General features: G+C 47.0%; 23 protein-coding genes. 15 read left to right on the forward strand and 8 right to left on the reverse strand.

What is annotated here, in order from left to right:
- Window positions 1-74 precede the first annotated feature (74 nt).
- The 4 genes from HHL17_RS25965 to HHL17_RS25980 all read left to right on the forward strand — a co-directional run bounded on the left by HHL17_RS25965 (window position 75) and on the right by HHL17_RS25980 (window position 2,315).
- Window positions 75-305 (forward strand): thioredoxin domain-containing protein, encoded by a 231-nt coding sequence (locus HHL17_RS25965; RefSeq protein WP_169227757.1) that lies wholly within the window; start codon window positions 75-77, stop codon window positions 303-305.
- A 67-nt stretch (window positions 306-372) separates the two neighbouring features.
- A complete protein-coding gene (locus HHL17_RS25970; RefSeq protein WP_169227758.1) occupies window positions 373-1,095 on the forward strand; it encodes an AAA family ATPase in 723 nt (240 codons plus the stop codon).
- On the forward strand, window positions 1,092-1,832 hold the full coding sequence (locus tag HHL17_RS25975; protein WP_169227759.1) for a YggS family pyridoxal phosphate-dependent enzyme: 741 nt from the start codon (window positions 1,092-1,094) through the stop codon (window positions 1,830-1,832). The genes HHL17_RS25970 and HHL17_RS25975 overlap by 4 nt, the downstream gene beginning before the upstream one ends.
- Before the next feature lie 36 nt (window positions 1,833-1,868).
- The gene (locus HHL17_RS25980; protein ID WP_169227760.1) at window positions 1,869-2,315 is read left to right on the forward strand and encodes a GNAT family N-acetyltransferase; all 447 of its coding nucleotides are present in this window, start codon (window positions 1,869-1,871) and stop codon (window positions 2,313-2,315) included.
- A 48-nt stretch (window positions 2,316-2,363) separates the two neighbouring features.
- Here the strand turns inward: HHL17_RS25980 and HHL17_RS33980 are convergent, their stop codons facing one another.
- Window positions 2,364-2,534 carry a class I lanthipeptide gene (locus tag HHL17_RS33980; RefSeq protein WP_206156174.1) on the reverse strand — a complete coding sequence of 57 codons (171 nt, stop codon included), beginning with the start codon at window positions 2,532-2,534 and terminating at the stop codon, window positions 2,364-2,366.
- Window positions 2,535-2,674: 140 nt separating this feature from the next.
- Here HHL17_RS33980 and HHL17_RS25985 point away from each other — a divergent pair, with 140 nt between their 5' ends.
- Together HHL17_RS25985 and HHL17_RS25990 are read left to right on the forward strand one after the other, a co-directional pair.
- Entirely contained in the window at window positions 2,675-3,244 is a 570-nt protein-coding gene (locus tag HHL17_RS25985; protein ID WP_169227761.1) for a Crp/Fnr family transcriptional regulator, read from the forward strand.
- Between the two features lie 127 nt (window positions 3,245-3,371).
- Window positions 3,372-3,764, forward strand: a complete 393-nt coding sequence (locus tag HHL17_RS25990; RefSeq protein WP_169227762.1) for a RidA family protein — start codon at window positions 3,372-3,374, stop codon at window positions 3,762-3,764.
- Between the two features lie 82 nt (window positions 3,765-3,846).
- Here HHL17_RS25990 and HHL17_RS25995 read toward each other — a convergent pair whose 3' ends face one another.
- From HHL17_RS25995 to HHL17_RS26010, 4 genes are all read right to left on the reverse strand, one after another.
- Window positions 3,847-4,605 carry a leucine-rich repeat domain-containing protein gene (locus tag HHL17_RS25995; RefSeq protein ID WP_169227763.1) on the reverse strand — a complete coding sequence of 253 codons (759 nt, stop codon included), beginning with the start codon at window positions 4,603-4,605 and terminating at the stop codon, window positions 3,847-3,849.
- Between the two features lie 9 nt (window positions 4,606-4,614).
- Window positions 4,615-5,220 (reverse strand): hypothetical protein, encoded by a 606-nt coding sequence (locus HHL17_RS26000; protein ID WP_169227764.1) that lies wholly within the window; start codon window positions 5,218-5,220, stop codon window positions 4,615-4,617.
- A gap of 153 nt (window positions 5,221-5,373) precedes the next feature.
- Window positions 5,374-6,051: a LytR/AlgR family response regulator transcription factor gene (locus HHL17_RS26005; protein WP_169227765.1), complete on the reverse strand. Its 678-nt coding sequence runs from the start codon at window positions 6,049-6,051 to the stop codon at window positions 5,374-5,376.
- Entirely contained in the window at window positions 6,044-7,081 is a 1,038-nt protein-coding gene (locus HHL17_RS26010; RefSeq protein WP_169227766.1) for a sensor histidine kinase, read from the reverse strand. Before HHL17_RS26010 ends, HHL17_RS26005 begins: the two co-directional genes overlap by 8 nt.
- Window positions 7,082-7,276: 195 nt before the next feature.
- Here HHL17_RS26010 and HHL17_RS26015 point away from each other — a divergent pair, with 195 nt between their 5' ends.
- Window positions 7,277-7,939, forward strand: a complete 663-nt coding sequence (locus tag HHL17_RS26015; protein WP_169227767.1) for a DUF4395 domain-containing protein — start codon at window positions 7,277-7,279, stop codon at window positions 7,937-7,939.
- A gap of 2 nt (window positions 7,940-7,941) precedes the next feature.
- Window positions 7,942-9,465, forward strand: a complete 1,524-nt coding sequence (locus HHL17_RS26020) for an aminotransferase class V-fold PLP-dependent enzyme (RefSeq protein WP_169227768.1) — start codon at window positions 7,942-7,944, stop codon at window positions 9,463-9,465.
- A gap of 32 nt (window positions 9,466-9,497) precedes the next feature.
- On the opposite strand, the gene HHL17_RS26025 is transcribed toward HHL17_RS26020, so the two are convergent.
- Entirely contained in the window at window positions 9,498-9,941 is a 444-nt protein-coding gene (locus HHL17_RS26025; protein ID WP_169227769.1) for a DUF3828 domain-containing protein, read from the reverse strand.
- 402 nt (window positions 9,942-10,343) lie between these two features.
- Between HHL17_RS26025 and HHL17_RS26030 the strand changes: the two genes are divergently transcribed.
- Together HHL17_RS26030 and HHL17_RS26035 are read left to right on the forward strand one after the other, a co-directional pair.
- On the forward strand, window positions 10,344-10,619 hold the full coding sequence (locus HHL17_RS26030) for an RNA recognition motif domain-containing protein (RefSeq protein ID WP_169227770.1): 276 nt from the start codon (window positions 10,344-10,346) through the stop codon (window positions 10,617-10,619).
- A gap of 105 nt (window positions 10,620-10,724) precedes the next feature.
- Window positions 10,725-11,189, forward strand: coding sequence for a cold-shock protein (locus HHL17_RS26035; RefSeq protein WP_169227771.1), 465 nt, complete (start codon window positions 10,725-10,727; stop codon window positions 11,187-11,189).
- 102 nt (window positions 11,190-11,291) lie between these two features.
- Here the strand turns inward: HHL17_RS26035 and HHL17_RS26040 are convergent, their stop codons facing one another.
- Entirely contained in the window at window positions 11,292-12,032 is a 741-nt protein-coding gene (locus HHL17_RS26040; RefSeq protein ID WP_169227772.1) for an acyl-CoA desaturase, read from the reverse strand.
- 180 nt (window positions 12,033-12,212) lie between these two features.
- Here HHL17_RS26040 and HHL17_RS26045 point away from each other — a divergent pair, with 180 nt between their 5' ends.
- The 3 genes from HHL17_RS26045 to HHL17_RS26055 all read left to right on the forward strand — a co-directional run bounded on the left by HHL17_RS26045 (window position 12,213) and on the right by HHL17_RS26055 (window position 15,494).
- The gene (locus HHL17_RS26045; protein WP_169227773.1) at window positions 12,213-12,641 is read left to right on the forward strand and encodes a DUF2147 domain-containing protein; all 429 of its coding nucleotides are present in this window, start codon (window positions 12,213-12,215) and stop codon (window positions 12,639-12,641) included.
- Window positions 12,642-12,741: 100 nt separating this feature from the next.
- A complete protein-coding gene (locus HHL17_RS26050) occupies window positions 12,742-14,130 on the forward strand; it encodes an aminopeptidase P family protein (protein ID WP_169227774.1) in 1,389 nt (462 codons plus the stop codon).
- Between the two features lie 47 nt (window positions 14,131-14,177).
- Entirely contained in the window at window positions 14,178-15,494 is a 1,317-nt protein-coding gene (locus tag HHL17_RS26055) for a hypothetical protein (RefSeq protein ID WP_169227775.1), read from the forward strand.
- Between the two features lie 64 nt (window positions 15,495-15,558).
- On the opposite strand, the gene HHL17_RS26060 is transcribed toward HHL17_RS26055, so the two are convergent.
- On the reverse strand, window positions 15,559-16,497 hold the full coding sequence (locus tag HHL17_RS26060) for a hypothetical protein (RefSeq protein ID WP_169227776.1): 939 nt from the start codon (window positions 16,495-16,497) through the stop codon (window positions 15,559-15,561).
- Between the two features lie 227 nt (window positions 16,498-16,724).
- On the opposite strand from HHL17_RS26060, the gene hmpA reads away from it, so the two are divergent.
- Complete coding sequence (gene hmpA, locus HHL17_RS26065; RefSeq protein ID WP_169227777.1) at window positions 16,725-17,924, forward strand: NO-inducible flavohemoprotein; 1,200 nt, start codon at window positions 16,725-16,727, stop codon at window positions 17,922-17,924.
- A gap of 221 nt (window positions 17,925-18,145) precedes the next feature.
- A complete protein-coding gene (locus tag HHL17_RS26070) occupies window positions 18,146-18,592 on the forward strand; it encodes an SRPBCC family protein (protein WP_169227778.1) in 447 nt (148 codons plus the stop codon).

An 18,592-nucleotide genomic window follows, 5' to 3' on the forward strand; every position in this document is an offset into this window, starting at 1 on the left:
TCTGGACCAGATACATCCCCCAGCAGGCCAGTACCTTTGGGTCGCAATTATGCAATTAACACAATCCGTAAATCATGGCAAAAGCAGTTTTTTATCATGCAGGTTGTCCTGTATGCGTTAGCGCAGAACAAGATATTTTAAACCTGATCCCGAAGGATACCGTAGAAGTGATTCATTTAGGCACGGACAAAGCAAAAGTTGGGCAGGCAGCAGAAGCAGGTGTAAAATCCGTTCCGGCACTGGTTTTAGCCAACGGAAACGTGCTACACATTAACTTTGGGGCGTCTATTGACGACCTGAAGTAATAAAAACTCCTGATGGTCCCGGCGCCATCAGGAGTATTTCCCAACATAAAAACTGCCTTTCGCCGCCATGAATATTTACGATCTTATTATCACGGACAAAGAAACAACCCGCCTGGATGATGTGTTCCTGCACGAAGAGAAACGGAAAGCCATCGAACAGCTGATCAAAGAACATTATTACGTGGAAGAACTTCAGCAGTTCGGTCTTCCGGTCAATAATAAAATACTGCTGCACGGCGCTTCCGGCTGCGGTAAAACCACCACCGCCAAAGCTATCGCCCATGCGCTGGGGAAACCGCTGTTCATCCTCAATCTCAGCAATATCATCTGCGCCCGCATCGGTGAAACCTCTCAAAACATTAAAGCTGTTTTTGATAAGGCAGCACGCGAAAAAGCAGTGTTGTTTTTAGATGAGTTTGACCAGATCGGCAAAGCACGCGGCAACGACGACCGGGACGTAGGAGAAATGAGACGCCTTGTCAATACGCTCATTCAGCTGATTGATTATTTCCCCGAAAAAGCCCTGCTGCTCTGTGCCACCAACCATGTGGATATTATTGACAAAGCGCTGATCAGAAGGTTCCAGCTCAACATCCCGTTTGAGATGCCTTCCACCGCAGAGTTAAACACCTATTATGACACGCTGTTGACCCGCTTCCCGGAGCACATGCGGCATATACAACGGAAAACAGGCATCTCCTTCGCCGAAGCCAAAGACGATGTTTTCACACAGGTAAAAGCCGCACTGATTGCCCACCTGGAAACAACAGCCAAAAATGTGGACGTATGAGTGAGGAAGTATTAAACAATCTCCAAAAGATAAACAACAGGATACAACAAGCCTGTATCAACAGTCAACGGAGCGCCAACAGCGTTAAACTGCTGCTGGCCACCAAAACCGTACCCGCCGAACGGATCAAAATCGCGCTGAACGCAGGCTATACGCTGATTGCAGAAAACAAGGTACAGGAACTGAAAGAAAAATACGACGCCTTAAAAGCTGTCCCGCATGAAAACCATTTCATCGGACATCTGCAAACCAACAAAATCAAAGATATCCTGAAATATGATGTTACCTGCATCCAGTCGATGGACCGCCTGGAGCTGGCTGAAAAACTGCACCAGCGGCTGCTTGCGGAAAACAAACAGCTGGACGTGCTGATACAGGTAAACACTTCCGGAGAAGAAAGCAAATTCGGTATCGCGCCCGAAGGCGCCATGCAGCTGGTGGAACAGGTATCGCGCCTGAGCACCCTGCATATAAAAGGATTGATGACCATCGGGCTGCTGAGCGCAGAAACAGCAAAAGTGCGCCAGTGTTTCCGCCTGCTGACATCACTACAGCAACAGATCATCGCCTCCGCTATCCCCCGCGTGGCCATGGGCGAGCTTTCTATGGGCATGAGCGGCGATCTGGAAACAGCTATTGAAGAAGGGGCTACCATTGTTCGTGTAGGCACGGCCGTATTCGGCCAGCGGCCTACCCCTGACGGTTACTACTGGAACGAGTCAATGGAGGTAAGATGATACATGACCGATAACTCAAACACTAAATCATAAGAAATGGTACAAATTGTCAAAGCAGGGATGGAGCATCTCGATGAATTCGCGGAGTTATTCAACAATTACCGCATCTTTTACCGCCAGCCATCAGACCTCGAAAAGGGGAAAAACTTCTTACGGGAAAGGATTACCAACGGGGAATCAGATACCTTCCTGGCCCTCGTAGATGGTAAGGCCGTAGGGTTTGCCCAGCTCTACTCCCTCTTTCATTACAAAAAGCTCGAGCGCCAGTGGCTGTTGAGCGACCTGTTTGTTGACCCCAATTACAGAGGCCGCGGTCTTTCCGTGATGATCATTGACCGTTGCAAAGCCTACTGCGATGAAACCAACGCCTGTGGCCTGCTGCTGGAAACAGAAAAAACCAACGTTATCGGCAATCAGCTGTATCCCAGAACAGGATTTGAAGTGGACAATGAACACAATTATTACAACTGGTGGAAAGCATAGTTTGATGAATATTCCGGGGTAGTACATACCCCGGAATTTTACTTTTCCTTAGCAGGTCCTGCGACTGCAAAACAACATGCTGTGTACGGGATCACAGGGATTTTCCGTCAGAGGATCAGAAATTCTGCGGCCTACCACATCCCCTGCTTGCAGCGTACTCAATCGCGCCACAATTTTTTTGCTTAAAACGAGCTTTTGCAAATGCATTTTCTTTTTCATGGCTTTTCAATTTGAGGCATTAGAGAAACAAGTGTACTATTAAAGTACATCATAATTCACAGCTATCGTATCCCGTAAAAAAGGGATTTTTCCGCTGGCCGGGATACCGTTAACTTTGGGCCTCATCTTATCTTCCATACATGCAGGAAAAGCTGAGGCAACATATAGAAAAAATAGTCCCCCTGACTGACGAAGAGTTTGCATTTGTACGCTCCCACTTCACGGTTAAAAATGCCAAAAAGAAGTCGTTCCTCTTCCAGACCGGCGAAAGTGTCCGGTATTCCTATTTTGTTGTTTCAGGGCTTTTAACACTGATATATCATGATGATACCGGGAAACAACACATTGTTTCCTTTGCGATGGAAGACTGGTGGGAAAGCGATTATGAGGCCTATTTCACGCAAACCCGGGCCGGCATGTCGCTGCAATGCTTAGAAGACACAGAAGTGTACTGCCTTACCCTGGAAAACTACCGGAAACTGTGTGCCGGTCTTCAAAAGATGGAACATTTTTTCCTGCAGAAAGCCAATGGTGGCCACATCGGTTCGCAGCGGCGTATATTGTCCTTCCTCACCTCCAACGCCAAACAACGCTACGAGCAACTGTTACAGCGATACCCGGCACTGCTGCAAAGGGTCTCTAAAACCTTGCTGGCCTCTTACCTCGGCGTATCACGCGAAACCCTCAGCAGACTTGGGCATACTTCTTAGCCTGATTTCCAGCCGTTTCAAAATAGTGAGGTTTGTCACACAAAAAGAATGATGCCCTGCCCACCTTTGCAGGGTATATTTTTTTAATCGTGGCGCCATTCAGAGGCCCATATCAAACTATTACAAAATGGAGAAACGAATCATTAATCCGTGGAAATGGCAGGATGAACGCGGCTATGTACAGGCTGTTGAAGTAAAACAGGTAACCAGCACCCTTTATTGCGCCGGGCAGGCAGCCGTGTTGCCCGACGGCACTTCATCGGCAGCAGATATGCAAACACAGCTGCATATTGCGCTGCAAAACCTGGAACAGGTAATTCATCAGGCAGGATACGCATGCAGTGGCATTGTACGCCTCACAGTTTACACAACGTCCTCTGAAACGTTTGTGAATACCTGCTTTGATGCATATAAGGAATGGGTAGCCAAACATGGGGTCCAGACAGCGCTGACGCTAACGGAGGTGAAGGCGCTTTTTGAGACGTTAAGCATAGAATTCGAAGCCACCGTAGTCATGTAGTTATTTTTCATTTAGTTATTTTTTTATTTAAAGTATGCCTGACCTACTTTAAATAAAAAAATAACCAAATGAAAAAATGATATCACCAGGTGAATTTAGTCAGGTTAACAGTCCCGCTCATATTCAGGTTATTCAGCGAGCAAAAATCAGCACTTAACTCTTTCAGTTTCCGCAGCCCATATATTTTCAATACGGTCATTGGTCTGTTTTTGTATACGCTCAACTCCTCCAGGTCTTTTAACGGCGTAGCGTTCAGCTCTTCCAGCAGATTGTTGTCCAGCCGCAGCTTCTTAATGGCGTTGGAGCCTTTGAAGCGGAAGGCGGTCATCATGTTGTCGTTCAACTGACATTCTTCCAGTAACGGGTGGCCTCCCACATCCACCACATTCAGGGTGTTATTGTTCAGTTGGAGTTCTTTGAGCTTAGGCAGGCCACTTAGGTCTATCATGGAGAGTTTATTGTACGGAGCATAGAGGGTCTCCAGGTTCGTACAGCCTTTTACGTTCAGGCTTTGCAGTTGGTTGTTAAAACCATAAACCGCCCGGAGCTTGGTCATTCCGGATAAATCGGCGTCCCTGATCTCGTTGTCATAAAAACCGAATTCCTCCAGGTTAGCGAAGCTCTTAATGCCATACAGGTTGTTTATATGGAACTTATTGACATACAGCTTCGTGACCTTCAGGGCTTCCGACACCTGGATTTCTCCATCATCGTTCAGGTCAACACCCTGTTCGATGAGTGCTTTTTTGAAATTTTCGTCCCGCATTTTGACGTTTTGGGCCGAGGCCGCCTGAGCCGCCAACAACAGGCATATAGAGAGATGGATGAAGATTTTTTTCATGATACTGTTTTATTCATTGGAAATCACGGCCGACATTTTGCCGTCACTGGTTACGTCTACGATACCGGATACTTCCTGTTCTACCGCATATTTGTGGGTGTACCAGGTGTAGGTAGGTACTGAGTATACTACGTCCCCATAACCGTTATAAGCCGTTTCCCTGCCGGTTTGCACTTTATATTCATAACTCTTCTCATAGTCTATCCAGGTCACGATATAGTATTTCCCTGGTTTCAGGTCCCGGAACTCGAAATGGCCGTTTTCGTCTATCACCCTTCCTTCGATGTGATAACTGAACACCGTATTGCTCATGGTAGCGACCTTTTTGCCTTTACGGTACTTTTTCTGCAGTTCCAGGAACTCGGTCAGGTAAGGGGTCACCGGGTACAGCTGGATGCGGTCACCCTGCCAGGGGTAGTAGGTCCGCCCTTTCTTTTTCAGTTTGGCCAATCCCTGAATAGTAGCCTTACCATCTTCCATCTGGCTGGCCACTTCTGCCTCATTAAAAGCAGCCGTAGGGTAAATGTATTCAGGTGTTTTTTGGGCAGATATCTTTGAAGCGCCGGCCACCAGGAGACCCGCCACTATAAATATCCGCCGGATACAGCAATGCATAGCTTCGTTATTTGGATTTATCAATAACCGGCGATATATCCAGAGAATATCACCCGATGATGTCAATTACAAAACTGAGCACAGTTCCGGGCTGTACCAATACCAATAAGATGTGTATTTTTTATACGGGTAAACCAGTAGGTTTTTCTCCGGTCACAGTTCATCGATCACATCTTTATACCCTCTTCCTATCGGGATGGAGACCCCATGCAGGAATATCTCTTCTGCGGTATAAGATTCAATTTTATTTACAGACACAATAAAAGAACGGTGCACCCGCTTGAAAGTACGCACGGGTAACAGTTCTTCGATCTCATTAGTGCCCATTTTGGAAATATACTCCTGTTTGGTGGTCACAATACGGATGTACTCCCGTTGGCTTTCAACATACAATATCTCCGAAAATGGTATACGTACCCTGCGTTTTTGCACGCTGACAAAAATAAAATCCCGCTCCTCTCCCGAATTTTTCTTTTGTTCCGCCCGCACTTTGTTCACCGCCGTCAGGAACCGTTCAAATTCAAAAGGTTTCAGCAGGTAGTCTGTCACGTTCAGGTTAAAACCTTCCACCGCATACTGATGATAGGCTGTAGTAACGATCACTGCGGGCGGGTCCACGAGCGTCTTCAGAAAAGCCATGCCTTTCAGTTTGGGCAGGTGAATATCCAGGAACATCAGGTCTGTTTCCTGCTGCGACAGAAACTCCGCTGCCAGCAAAGCATCTTTAAACACCTTTTGCAGTTCCAGGAAAGGCACCTGCGAAATGTAGTCTGTGAGCACTTTCGCCGCCAGCGGTTCATCTTCTATGACAATACATTTGATCTTAGACATGGCTTGAAAGATTAATTTTCAATGTGGCCGTGAATACATAATCGCCCCTTTGCACATCGAGATGATAATCCGTATAGAGCAGCTCCAGTTGCCGCCGCAGGTTGGAAAGACCGATTTGCGTATTGAAGCTGCCATCCCCTGCCGGCTCTCCCGTGGAATTTTTTACCACAAAAAACAATTGCCTGTTTTTTATGGAGAGATGGATATCTACGAAAGGGCGCTCCCTGGTTTCAGAGGCCCCATGCTTAAAGGCATTCTCCACCAGCGGGATGAGCAACAACGGAGGCAATGCTTGTTTCATATCTTCCAGGTCGTGGTTAAAATTGACCCGCAGGGAATCATCGTAACGCAGCCTTTCCAACGCGATATAATCATCGATAATTTTAAGGTCTTTTTCAACAGCTATATAAGGTTCGCTGGTTTCGTACAGCATATACCGTAACATCTTGGACAACCGTAAAATGGATTCCGGCGCCAGGTCCGACTTATCGCGCGCCAGCGAATAAATATTGTTCAGGGTATTGAATAAAAAATGAGGATTGGTCTGGGATTTCAGGTAGTTCAGTTCTGCCTGCTGGCTGACAATACGCAGCTGCTGGGCATGTTGTTTTAGTTTGATGTAGTTGTAAAGATGCCGGACGATGGCAAAGAACGCTAACGCCCCAATGCTGTAGCCGATAAGTGTGCCCAGCCGGTCCTCCATGGGAATGGGATTGCCCAGTGGGGTGAAAATATGCAGGGTAACCCCGAACGCGCGCCACAGGAAAAGTCCAATAGAATACGCGAAAAGATAGGACAACAACACAAAAAAACCGTAGACCGCCCGTTTCCAGCTCAGTTTGGGCACAGCATACTCCAACAGCCGGTAATTGATCACTGATATGTAGAGGGCCAACCAGATTTCATTGACAACCCTCAACGGAAAATTACCGGCGCCTTCCACCAGGTCCTGCAATATATTCAACAATAAAAAAACCGGTACCAGCCATCGGTACAATTCGTATCGTTGTATGCCTGACAGTCTTTTCATCTTTTTATTTAATAGGATAAATGTCGATAAATATTTCCCTATCTCCTAATTACTCACCGTGCTTGACCAAACCCCGTCGTTCGTTTACCGTAACCTGCTGTTTGTTGACACCGCACAATGGCAACGGGGCCTGGTCCCTAATTTTATATCGCCGGCAACCCAATACCCAAACATTTACCTTCAACCTTAACAAACATGAACAAGTTTATCCAATTCGGCGAAAAAGTAGATGGTTATGATATTCCGGTGTTAAATGAACGGGAGATCAGGGCCGCAGCAGGACTCTTTTTCCTGGCCACTTATACCTCCCTGATGTTTATTGCTTTTGACGGCAACTTTGTGATGCTCAAATATGTGATCTCACTTTTCCTGCTCGACCTGCTGATCAGGGTGTTTATCAACCCGCGGTTCGCCCCTTCCCTGGTCCTGGGACGGTTGATTGTCCGCAACCAGGTACCGGAATATGTAGGCGCGCCACAGAAACGGTTTGCCTGGAGCATCGGCGTAGTACTGTCGGGCACCATGTTTTACCTTTTCCTGATTGTCAACGCCTTCAGCCCTATCACTGCCCTGGTATGCTTTATATGCCTGTGTTTCCTGTTTTTTGAGGCGTCCTTCGGCATCTGCCTGGGATGTTTGGCTTATCCGCTTTTCTTTAAGAAAACCGTGCAGCATTGTCCTGGTGAAGTATGTGAACCACAGCACAGACAGGCCATCCAAAAAGTATCCGCCGGGCAACTGGCCATGCTGGCATTATTCATTGCCTTACCGATTTTGGCTTCGTTTTTCCTGCATGAGCACTTTAGCAAAGCGCCGCATGCCATGTTTAAATTCTCCAACACGGCTAAAACCAAATAGTCATGCCATCATATCCCCTGCCATGTGAAAGCGGACTGGAAGACTATTTCGCTGTTTACCGCAGCCATACTATTGGCCATCAGCAGTTTTTCCACTCCCCTTTTGGCAAAAAAAGGATCATCTATGCCGACTGGACCGCCAGCGGGCGGGCCTATGGGCCTATTGAAAACATGATCAGGCAACAGGTACTGCCCTTTGTGGGCAACACCCATACCCATACCACTATTACCGGCACCTACATGTCTGAAGCATATGAAACCGCTAAACAGATTATCAAAGGGCATGTTAACGCCACGCAGGACGATGTGCTGCTTTTCTGTGGCAGTGGCATGACGAGCGCCGTCAACAAGCTGCAGCGAATACTGGGGCTGCGGGTACCCGGCCGCGCTGCAGATTACCTGCACTGCTCCCTGCGTAATGAAACGCAGCGGCCGGTCGTATTTATCACCCATATGGAGCACCACAGCAATCACGTGAGCTGGCTGGAGACTATTGCCACCGTAGAGATCATCGGGCATGATACCGATGGCAATGTGGACCTGCAACACTTCGGCGCACTGCTGGAGCAGTATAAGGAACGTCCTGTTAAGATAGCCGCCGTAACCGCTGGCTCCAACGTGACCGGTATCCTGACGCCTTATCATGACATCGCGAAATTGGTCCATCGCTATGGTGGCTGGTGTTTTGTGGACTTTGCCTGTGCCGCCCCTTACTGCGATATCAACATGCATCCGGAAGAAGCCGGGGCCGGCCTGGACGCCATCTATTTTTCACCGCATAAGTTCCTGGGCGGGCCAGGAACGCCGGGCGTATTGATTTTCAACAAAAGTCTTTACCATAACGCCGTTCCCGATCATCCCGGTGGCGGTACGGTAGACTATACGAATCCATGGCACGAACATGATTACACTTCCGATATTGAACAACGGGAAGACGGCGGTACGCCACCGTTCCTGCAAGGTATCAAAGCTGCTATGTGTATACGGCTGAAGGAGCAGATGCAGGTAAACTATATCCGGCAGCGGGAGGAGGAACTGCTGGGCATCATCCTTCCGCGGCTGGCCCGGATACCGCAATTGCAGGTACTGGAGCCACAGGCGGCGCACCGGCTCGGCATTGTCTCGTTTATCGTAACAGGGGTGCATTACAACCTGATCGTGCGGCTGCTCAATGACCGGTTCGGCATCCAGTTGCGCGGCGGGTGTTCCTGCGCAGGCACCTATGGCCATATCCTGCTCCATGTGGACAAGGACTGGTCTCACGCTATCCGGCAATCTATCCATTCAGGGGACCTTTCCCATAAACCCGGCTGGGTGAGGTTATCCGTTCATCCTACCATGACCATCCGGGAGGTTCACTATATACTGGATGCCATAGAAGCCACTGTCTTCCATGTAAAGGAATGGAGCAGGGACTATACCTACGATCCTTCATCCAACGAATATCATTTCAAAGGAATAGCTGAAAAAGCGCCACAACAGCAGGTACTGAGCTGGTTTAACACAGAGCACTGGCATCTCCCATAAAAAAAGAAGGGTACAAAATTGTACCCTTCCAATTATAGTCCTTCAATAATGTCTATCTTATAATTCTCTTTTTCTTTTGTCACTTGTAACCTGACAGTAATTTTTGTGTTACTCTCTACTCCTCTAAAAGAAACGATATACCCTTTTTCCTTCCTGGGGTCTTTATTGACAGACAACGTCTTTACCCAGCTGCCGTCCACATCCTGTGCATTCAAAAAAGGATCTGCATCCAACTCTGTGTGTTTTATTTTGTACAACAATTTAGTGGTGCAGTACTTCTTCTTCAGCAAATCCAGCTTCTTAAAGTCCTCCGTCATTTTTGCACCTTCCGTGATATATACGGTGTAGAACTGCTTCAGCATCGTTACAGCGCTATCATTTGCCACCGGAGCCTGCGCATTGGCCCTCAAGCCGAACAGGGTGCAAGCAGCCGCCAACATGAACACACTTCGTACAGTCATTAAGTTTAATTTCATGGTATCCTGATAAATTTTAAGGGTCGAAGATAGAACAGGAAGGTATTCCGGACAAAAACTTTTCCCATCCCCTGCCGACATTATTTTCACGGGCATGTCACCTTTTCCGTTACCCGCAGGTATGTTAAATCTGATTCAATACGGGATGATGGCACAGCTCCTTTTCTCATCAGTACCAATAACCATCCAGCCGAAAATTAGCGCCCTGAACAAATTGTTTGTGGCAGGCAAACGACCGGATGCTTAAAATAGTCCCTCATTTGTTGATTTTAAAGCCTACCTTTAACAAATTACAAGGCTCCTGCCCGCAGCTTCTTCTGATTTAGTCTGGATCATTTCTTTTCTTCCTCAGTCTTCGCTTTTCCAGCTGCCATATTCCTCATATTTTAAATTTTTACACTTATGAACATTTTCGTTGGCAATTTAAGCAGCCAGACAACTGAACAGCAGTTGACTGCCCTGTTCTCCCCATTTGGTATTGTACGGAATACTAAAATAATCATCGACAGTTATAGTGGCCGCTCCAGAGGCTTCGCTTTCCTTGAGATGCCGGATAACGGCGAGGCTGAGCGTGCTATCAGCGACCTGAACGGCGCTTCCCTGGATTCACAGGCTATCGTTGTTAATGAAGCCCGGCCCAAAACTGAAAGAGAACGCTTCCCAAGGTCCAGGTACTAATCATTAGTCCTTTTCCTTTACATAAATAGATTTCGACGACAGGATAGATAAATAACCTGAAGGGGTAACTACGCAATTATGCGATTTAACTAAAACCAGTAAATTATGGGTGATTCTTTTTCCAAAAAAGAAAACAGAAATAAGAAAGCGAAAGCGAAACAAGACAAGGCGCAAAGGATGAAGGAGCGCAAGCTGAATAATGACAAAGGCAAGAGCCTGGAAGACATGCTGGCTTATGTCGATGAAAACGGGAACCTCACCGATACTCCGCCAAGAGAAACCCGAAAAACGGAAATAGATTCAAAAGATATCCTGATCGGCGCCACCCCACGGCCTCCGGAAGATCCCATCAGAACAGGGATTATTAATTTCTTCAACACCTCCAAAGGATTTGGGTTTATTACGGATGACAAGTCCAGGGAAAGTATATTCTTTCACATTAACGACGTGTCTGAACCTATAAAGGAGAGAGACAAAGTGTCTTTTATGCGGGAGAAAAACGCCAAAGGTTTCAACGCCACTGAGGTGAAAAAGGTTGGTCCCGGAACAGGAACAAAAACTACTTTCTAACCATCCGTATTTGTTGAAATAAATCCTGAGATTACCAGAAGCCAGTTAACAACATTATACCGAATTTCAATGTATAAATGTTGTTATCCGGCTTCCGTATTTTCAGGCTATCTTGGGATGATAGGTCAGCCTGATAACCTTTAAATAAGACAATAACCTGATGACATGATATACCGGGTCTACCTCAAACCAACGCTTCCCGAAGTTTACAGAAGACGGATGTTTATGATGGTTATTATGATAGGATTCCCCCAACATCAACACATCCACGAACAACAGGTTCATCGCTGTATTCCGTAATCTGAAATTGATATAACCATATTTGTGAGCAAACCAGTTAACGATTGCCCCGTGAAAAGCGCCCATTGTCACCACAATCGGCAACAACAAATACTGGTACGGACTTGTGGCAAACACAATAAAGAACAACACATAAGCTGCCACCCATAACAACCGGGAAAGCGTACTATTAGCCCAACGGTCAAACCAGCTCCACTCCGGGAGATTTTTGGTATACTTGTCCTCCACTTCCACCCTGTTATGAAGAATCTGCTGATAGGCTGTTCTCGTGCTCCACATCATCGAAAATATATTTGACGAGTATGAAGGTGAATGCGGGTCCAGCTCAGTATCTGTATGTGCATGGTGCAACCTGTGCATCACCCCATAAGCCCGGGGGCTCATATAGGACGAACCTTGTGTGATATACGTAAAGATGAAGAAAAATCGTTCCCAGCCCTTATTCATGGTAAACGCACCATGAGCAGCATATCTATGTTGGAAAAAGGTTTGCGAGAATAATGAAAGATACCAGACGGCACAGAAAAAGATGAATACCACCATATTTGAAATTTTTTAGAGCGGGAAATAAATCTCAAATATGCCGGTAGAATAGATGAAAATATAAAGCGCTATCGATGAGTAAGAGTGTAAATGTAGCCCTTTAGTTGTTAAGAAAACGGTAAATAACTATCTTCAAAAAAAACACGGTATTTACTTTTCTTTGCAGTAAAGATTAAACATATGAAACAACTAACATTGGTAATAGGGCTATGTATAGCCAGTTTGACAGGGTTCTCACAGTCATCAAACGCTATCAACGGACAATGGCTTAACCCGGAAAAAGACGGTAAAGTAGAGATCTATGAGTCTTCCGGAAAATATTATGGCAAACTGGTATGGATGAAAGACCCTTATGAAGCAGATGGGAAAACACCACGGAAAGACATCAAGAACAAGGATGCCAAACTAAGGGAACGCCAGATTATGAACCTGGTGATACTGACCGGCTTCAAATTTGAAAAAGGGAAATGGGTAGACGGCGAAATATACGATCCTAAAAGTGGCAAGACATACAGCAGCATTATGACACTGAAAGGAGATAAACTTGAACTCAGGGGATACATCGGCACGCCATTGTTAGGCAGAACAGCCATATTTACGCGGCCATAATGCACCTTTGCAATTATTAACCTCCTCTGTGCCCATTTTAACCCTTTCATCCATCATCCGTATTTGTTGTTTATTTTTAACACGCTTAAATCATCACCACGTGTTTTCAAAAGAAACTTATACCAACAGAAGAACCCGGCTGCAAGCTGATATGGGCAGCGGTATCATTTTATTGCCCGGCAACGACGACAGCGGCATGAACTACCGGGACAACATTTACCCATTCCGGCAGGACAGCTCCCTCCTGTATTTTACAGGGATTGACCGGCCCGGACTGACATTTGTGCTGGACATTGATAATAACCGGGAGATATTATTTGGTAACGAAGCCACGGTGGAGGAGATCATGTGGACAGGCCCTGTGGACTCGCTGGCATCAGCTGCTGCCCGGGCAGGATTGGCAGAGGTAAGGCCACTGTCGCAGCTGGAAGATTTTCTGGCGCAGGCCGTGCAACAACAACGCCCGGTCCACTTCCTGCCACCCTACCGGCCGGAGCATACCCTGAAGCTCTCTGCCTGGCTGGATATTCCTGCGGCAGCTGTAGCACAGCGTGTATCCGTTAAGTTGATAAAAGCGGTCATCAGCCAGCGTGCCATTAAAACGGCAGAAGAAATAGCGCAGATAGAGATCGCTGTCAATACCACCATAGACATGCAGCTCAAAGCCATGGAGCTGGCCGCTGCGGGGGTGACAGAAACGGAGATTGCCGGTCGGCTGCAGGCCGTGGCCATCGCTGCCGGCGGTAATATATCCTTTCCCGTTATTCTTACAGCCAATGGGCAGTTTCTGCACAACCATCCGCATAAAACCGCCTTCCGCGACGGCCAACTGGTACTCTGCGACTGTGGCGCTGAAAATGCCATGCGATATGCGGGCGACCTTACCCGTACACATCCTGTCAATAAAAAATTCAGCACCGCGCAACGGGAAGTCTACGATATCGTATACAACGCCTATAAAGCCGCTGCTGATGCCGTAAGGCCAGGCATCCGTTTTAAAGACGTCCACCTGCTGGCCTGCGAACAGATTGCAGCCGGACTGATCTCCCTCGGCCTCATGAAAGGCAATGCCAAAGAGGCCGTGGCAGCGGGCGCACATGCCCTCTTCTTCCCCTGTGGCCTGGGTCATATGCTCGGACTGGACATTCATGACATGGAAGGTTTAGGCGAGGAATATGTAGGCTATACAGCAGCATTAAAGAAAAGTACCGACTTCGGATTAAAATCGCTCCGCCTCGGACGTGAGCTGGAAGAAGGTTTTGTGTTCACAATAGAACCGGGTATCTACTTCAATCCCCTGCTCAATGCCGCCTGGGAGGCCGAAGGCAAACACCGGGATTTCATCTGTTATGATAAGCTGGCCGCTTACAACAACTTCGGTGGCGTACGACTGGAAGACAACTTCCTGGTAACAGCCGCCGGCAGCCGCATTCTCGGTCGCCCCTTCGCTAAAACAGCTACCGAAATCGAAGACCTGATCGCTCAATAAATGTCCGGGGGTACCCCCCGGGCTACTTTATAAATACACGCTTCTACATGAAAAACACCTTGTGGCTGCTGCCGCTTTTATTACTGTTCGCCTGTAATGCAGGCAAAGAAAAGGATACCGCCAAACAGCAACTGGACCAGCTCGCACAACAGTATGTGCGCCTCGGACTGAACATCGGTCAGTATGATCCTGATTTTGTGGACGCCTACTACGGGCCGGATTCCCTGAAACCTGCATCCAAAAAAGCAGCTTTTCCGAAAGACAGCTTCCTGGCTGAAGTAGATGCACTCAAAAAATCACTGCATGACATCGCCGGTACTACCGGCAATGATACGTTGCGTGTCCGGGCCAACTGGATCACCCAGCAGCTCACCGCTTTCGGCCGGCGTATCCGTATATTCTCCGGTGAATACAAACCATTCGACGAAGAATCCAAAGAGTTGTTTGGAGCGGTGGCGCCCGTGTATCCCGAAGAACATTACCGTTCACTCATCAATGAGCTGGACAGCCTGTTGCCCGGAAAAGGCCCCGTAGCAGCACGTTTTCAGCAACTGGCCAACCATTTCGTGATCCCGGCGGATAAACTGGACACCGTCTTTAAAACAGCCATTGCCGAAGCGCGCAAACGCACCTTGCAGCATTATGATCTCCCTTCCACAGAAAACTTTACGCTGGAATATGTCAGCGGTAAGCCCTGGATGGGTTACAACTGGTACAAAGGAAAGTACCAGAGCCTTATCCAGGTGAGCGCGGACCTCCGGATTTTTATTGAGAAAGCAATAGACCTCGGTTGCCATGAAGGTTATCCCGGTCATCATGTCTATAATATGTTGCTCGAAAAAAACCTGTATCACGATAAAGGATGGACGGAGATTTCCTTATACCCGCTCTTCAGCCCTCAGTCGCTGATTGCAGAAGGCAGCGCCAACTATGGCATTGAACTGGCTTTCCCTGGTGAAGAGAAAACCACCTACACTAAAAATGTGTTGTTACCGCTGGCAGGCCTTGACACCACCGGCATCACCACCTATTTCAAAGCGCTGGACATCAAAGGCCGCCTCAATTACGCGCGCAATGAAGTAGCCAGAGGCATGCTGAATGGCTCCATGAATGATTCCACTGCTGTACAGTGGTTGCTCAACTACACCTTGCTCAACCAGGAAGCGGCGGAAAAAGGATTACAGTTTATCCGTAAAAACCGTAGTTATGTGATCAACTATAATTACGGACAGGAGCTGATCAAAAATTATATCAATGCTAAAAGCCCTGCCGGGCAACCGGAGAAAAGATGGGATGCTTTCGGTTATTTGCTGAGCAACCAGATCACGCCGGCAGACCTGATCAAAGCAGGAGCCGCTAAATAAATTGTTTGCATTATCATATAAAACCCCTTGCAGTAACCGTCTGCAAGGGGTTTTATATGATAACTTATTTGAGTTGCAGGGTTTGGGCCAGTTGTTTGCATTCTTTCCATAAAGCAGGCTGGTCATCATTTATATACCCTAAATAGTAAACAGCAGATTTATCATTTCCCAATATCAACAAATACACATTTTGGGAAATCCCACCCAGTTCAGCTTTCATGGTGATCTCATAAGCAGGCTTCCCCCGGATGCTTATCACTTTCTCCTCCCCGGTTTTTACGACCATTTTCGCCACTATTTGCTTCGCAAGCCCCCTGGCACAATTTTTCATGTCTTCCACACGTGGCATGGCCGGCAGCTGACCCATCGTTGTCACAAAGTTATTGACTGCATCACCTTTGCCATCTACCGTATAATAAAAAATACCGGCAGCATTTTTATTCATTTTAAAAACAGAATGAGAAAAATCAAGGCTATAATTTTTTAAAGCGTCATAATCAAGCTCAACGGACTTATCAACAATAGCGGTCTTTAACGCGGTGATGATCTCATCCCTGTCAACCGTATTATTTTCAGGGATTTTACATAATGCAACCATGATAAAACTATCATCGCCTGTTACTAAGTTTATTTTCTCTTCTTTTTCTTTCCTGACTTTTCCATATATGATATTTGCCTGATATCCGTTGAGCATAAAGTTTTTCTGAAAAAAGGTCACAGCCGCACGGGATTCTTTTGGAACAGGAACCATATCTTTATTCTTATCCAGTGCCCGTCCCCGTGATTCCATTAACATTATATCCGCCCCATCTGCTTTACTGATGGTGGTCCCGGAAACAGTATAGCCTTTAGGTATCACCATAAAGATCCTTGTTCCCGGTATTTGCTGATGCTCCCTGGTTTTGGATATCCTCACTATATCTGGTATGTCGAGAGGACGGTCTAGGTTGGTACATGCGTTCAACACGAATAAAAATGCTACAAGAGATAATATTTGTTTCATAGATATATTTAGGATAGCTGTAAGATAATAAAATACAGGTTTAGCCTGTTTTTTGGAGAGAAATTTTCCATTCATTCATCTGCAAAATCATCTCTCCCAATAATAAAAGATATTTTTGACTTTTATTATTCCACAACTATCTTTGTGCCGCCGATTTCTCCCAAACACCTATTCCTTTATAAAAATAAAGGACATAAATATCTTTTATTATTTAAAGTTTATATAAGATGACGACAGAACAAAAACAGCTCGTAACCGCTACAGTACCGGTCCTCAGAGAGCATGGCGTATTACTGACCACTCATTTCTACAACCGGATGTTTACCCATAACCCGGAGTTAAAACATGTCTTCAATATGGGCAATCAGCAAAATGGGAAACAACAGACTGCGCTGGCCATGGCAGTACTGGCCTATGCAGAGCATATTGAAAATCCGGCGGTGCTGATGCCGGTGGTAGACAGCATCGGGCACAAACACACCAGCCTGGATATCCGTCCGGAACACTATGCAATTGTAGGGAAACACCTGCTGGCTTCCATCGCGGAAGTACTGGGAGATGCCGCCAAACCCGCCCTGCTGGAAGCCTGGGCCGCTGCTTATCAGCAGCTGGCAGCCATCATGAGCGGCCATGAGCAGGGCCTGTATGCTAAACAGGTCAGTAAAAACGCGGGCTGGACCGGCTGGAAGCCGTTCATCGTAAAACAGAAAGTAAAAGAATCTGTGGAAATCACCTCTTTCTATTTATATCCGGCAGATGGTGGCGCCGTGGCGGATTTTCTGCCCGGTCAATATATCAGCCTGCGTTTGTTCCTGCCGGAACTACAGCTCCTGCAACCGCGGCAGTACAGCATTTCCTGCGCACCCAACGGAAAATATTACCGTATATCCGTCAAAAAAGAAACGGGCGCCAGTCACCCCGATGGCATGATATCGAACCGGCTCCACCAACATATCCGGGAAAACGATGTCGTGGAACTATCAGCGCCGGCGGGCACTTTCACGCTCAAAGAGCATACTTCCCGGCCGCAGGTATTCATCAGTGGCGGCGTAGGCCAGACACCACTGATAGCTATGCTGGAAGCACTTACCGGCAAACAGGCAGACACCCCTATCACCTGGGTACATGGATGCCGTAACGAAGCAGTACACGCTTTCAAAGATCACCTGACACAACTGGCCGGTTCCTATCCCCTTCTTCATCATCATATCTTCTATGATCAACCTGAAGTACAGACACAACATACCGGCTGGGTGGACCTCTCCGAAATCAAGACAGCTGTATTGCAGGCAGATGCAGATTATTACATCTGCGGCCCTGCGCCTTTCATCGCCAAACACTATGGTTTTCTCGTAGAAAACGGTGTGGACACAGCTTCTATCCACTTTGAAGAATTTGGTCCGGCGTCTTTGCAATTAAACAACTAATGACAAAAGGGGCTTTGCCTTCGATAAGGCACAGCCCCTTCTGATAAAATCAGATTATGTCGCAAACAGCCCGCTAAATTGTCTTATGCTGCCTCCCTCCAAATGCAATCTTCTTAGCATCTTTGTTGTGTTGACATCAACAGCAGATAAATGGAGCAGCAACCATTCCAAAAACGGGCGGGACCGAAAAGCCAGATGAGTAGGAAACAAAAACATATCTTATGTCAAACAATACTGTTTCACTACACAGAGTCCTTAAAACAACTCCTGAGAAAGTATACCGCGCATTCACCGAGCCCCTGGCCCTCGCGTCCTGGCTGCCTCCTTACGGATATCTCTGCACGGTCCATGAAATGGATGTAAAAGTAGGTGGTAAACACAAGGCATCATTCCACAACTTCTCCACCGGCAATGGTCATTCCTTCGGTGGCACATACCTGGAACTGAAGCCCGGCGAGCTGGTGAAATACACTGATAAATTTGACGATCCTAACATGCCGGGAGAAATGACGACCACCGTATCGCTTCGGAACACAGTTGCCGGCACGGAGATAAAAATTACGCAGGAAGGAATTCCGGCTGTGATACCGGTAGAGATGTGTTATTTAGGCTGGCAGGAATCACTGGAAAAACTGGCCAGGTTAGTAGAGCCTGTGATACCGGATTGA

The organism is Chitinophaga fulva, assembly GCF_012927205.1.
GTDB classification, from domain to species: Bacteria; Bacteroidota; Bacteroidia; order Chitinophagales; family Chitinophagaceae; genus Chitinophaga; species Chitinophaga fulva.

Coding starts and splice junctions, on each gene's coding strand:
- HHL17_RS25965 (WP_169227757.1), top strand. CDS start 75: ATGGCAAAAGCAGTTTTTTATCATGCAGGTTGTCCTGTATGCGTTAGC.
- HHL17_RS25970 (WP_169227758.1), top strand. CDS start 373: ATGAATATTTACGATCTTATTATCACGGACAAAGAAACAACCCGCCTG.
- HHL17_RS25975 (WP_169227759.1), top strand. CDS start 1,092: ATGAGTGAGGAAGTATTAAACAATCTCCAAAAGATAAACAACAGGATA.
- HHL17_RS25980 (WP_169227760.1), top strand. CDS start 1,869: ATGGTACAAATTGTCAAAGCAGGGATGGAGCATCTCGATGAATTCGCG.
- HHL17_RS33980 (WP_206156174.1), bottom strand. CDS start 2,534: ATGAAAAAGAAAATGCATTTGCAAAAGCTCGTTTTAAGCAAAAAAATT.
- HHL17_RS25985 (WP_169227761.1), top strand. CDS start 2,675: ATGCAGGAAAAGCTGAGGCAACATATAGAAAAAATAGTCCCCCTGACT.
- HHL17_RS25990 (WP_169227762.1), top strand. CDS start 3,372: ATGGAGAAACGAATCATTAATCCGTGGAAATGGCAGGATGAACGCGGC.
- HHL17_RS25995 (WP_169227763.1), bottom strand. CDS start 4,605: ATGAAAAAAATCTTCATCCATCTCTCTATATGCCTGTTGTTGGCGGCT.
- HHL17_RS26000 (WP_169227764.1), bottom strand. CDS start 5,220: ATGCATTGCTGTATCCGGCGGATATTTATAGTGGCGGGTCTCCTGGTG.
- HHL17_RS26005 (WP_169227765.1), bottom strand. CDS start 6,051: ATGTCTAAGATCAAATGTATTGTCATAGAAGATGAACCGCTGGCGGCG.
- HHL17_RS26010 (WP_169227766.1), bottom strand. CDS start 7,081: ATGAAAAGACTGTCAGGCATACAACGATACGAATTGTACCGATGGCTG.
- HHL17_RS26015 (WP_169227767.1), top strand. CDS start 7,277: ATGAACAAGTTTATCCAATTCGGCGAAAAAGTAGATGGTTATGATATT.
- HHL17_RS26020 (WP_169227768.1), top strand. CDS start 7,942: ATGCCATCATATCCCCTGCCATGTGAAAGCGGACTGGAAGACTATTTC.
- HHL17_RS26025 (WP_169227769.1), bottom strand. CDS start 9,941: ATGAAATTAAACTTAATGACTGTACGAAGTGTGTTCATGTTGGCGGCT.
- HHL17_RS26030 (WP_169227770.1), top strand. CDS start 10,344: ATGAACATTTTCGTTGGCAATTTAAGCAGCCAGACAACTGAACAGCAG.
- HHL17_RS26035 (WP_169227771.1), top strand. CDS start 10,725: ATGGGTGATTCTTTTTCCAAAAAAGAAAACAGAAATAAGAAAGCGAAA.
- HHL17_RS26040 (WP_169227772.1), bottom strand. CDS start 12,032: ATGGTGGTATTCATCTTTTTCTGTGCCGTCTGGTATCTTTCATTATTC.
- HHL17_RS26045 (WP_169227773.1), top strand. CDS start 12,213: ATGAAACAACTAACATTGGTAATAGGGCTATGTATAGCCAGTTTGACA.
- HHL17_RS26055 (WP_169227775.1), top strand. CDS start 14,178: ATGAAAAACACCTTGTGGCTGCTGCCGCTTTTATTACTGTTCGCCTGT.
- HHL17_RS26060 (WP_169227776.1), bottom strand. CDS start 16,497: ATGAAACAAATATTATCTCTTGTAGCATTTTTATTCGTGTTGAACGCA.
- hmpA (WP_169227777.1), top strand. CDS start 16,725: ATGACGACAGAACAAAAACAGCTCGTAACCGCTACAGTACCGGTCCTC.
- HHL17_RS26070 (WP_169227778.1), top strand. CDS start 18,146: ATGTCAAACAATACTGTTTCACTACACAGAGTCCTTAAAACAACTCCT.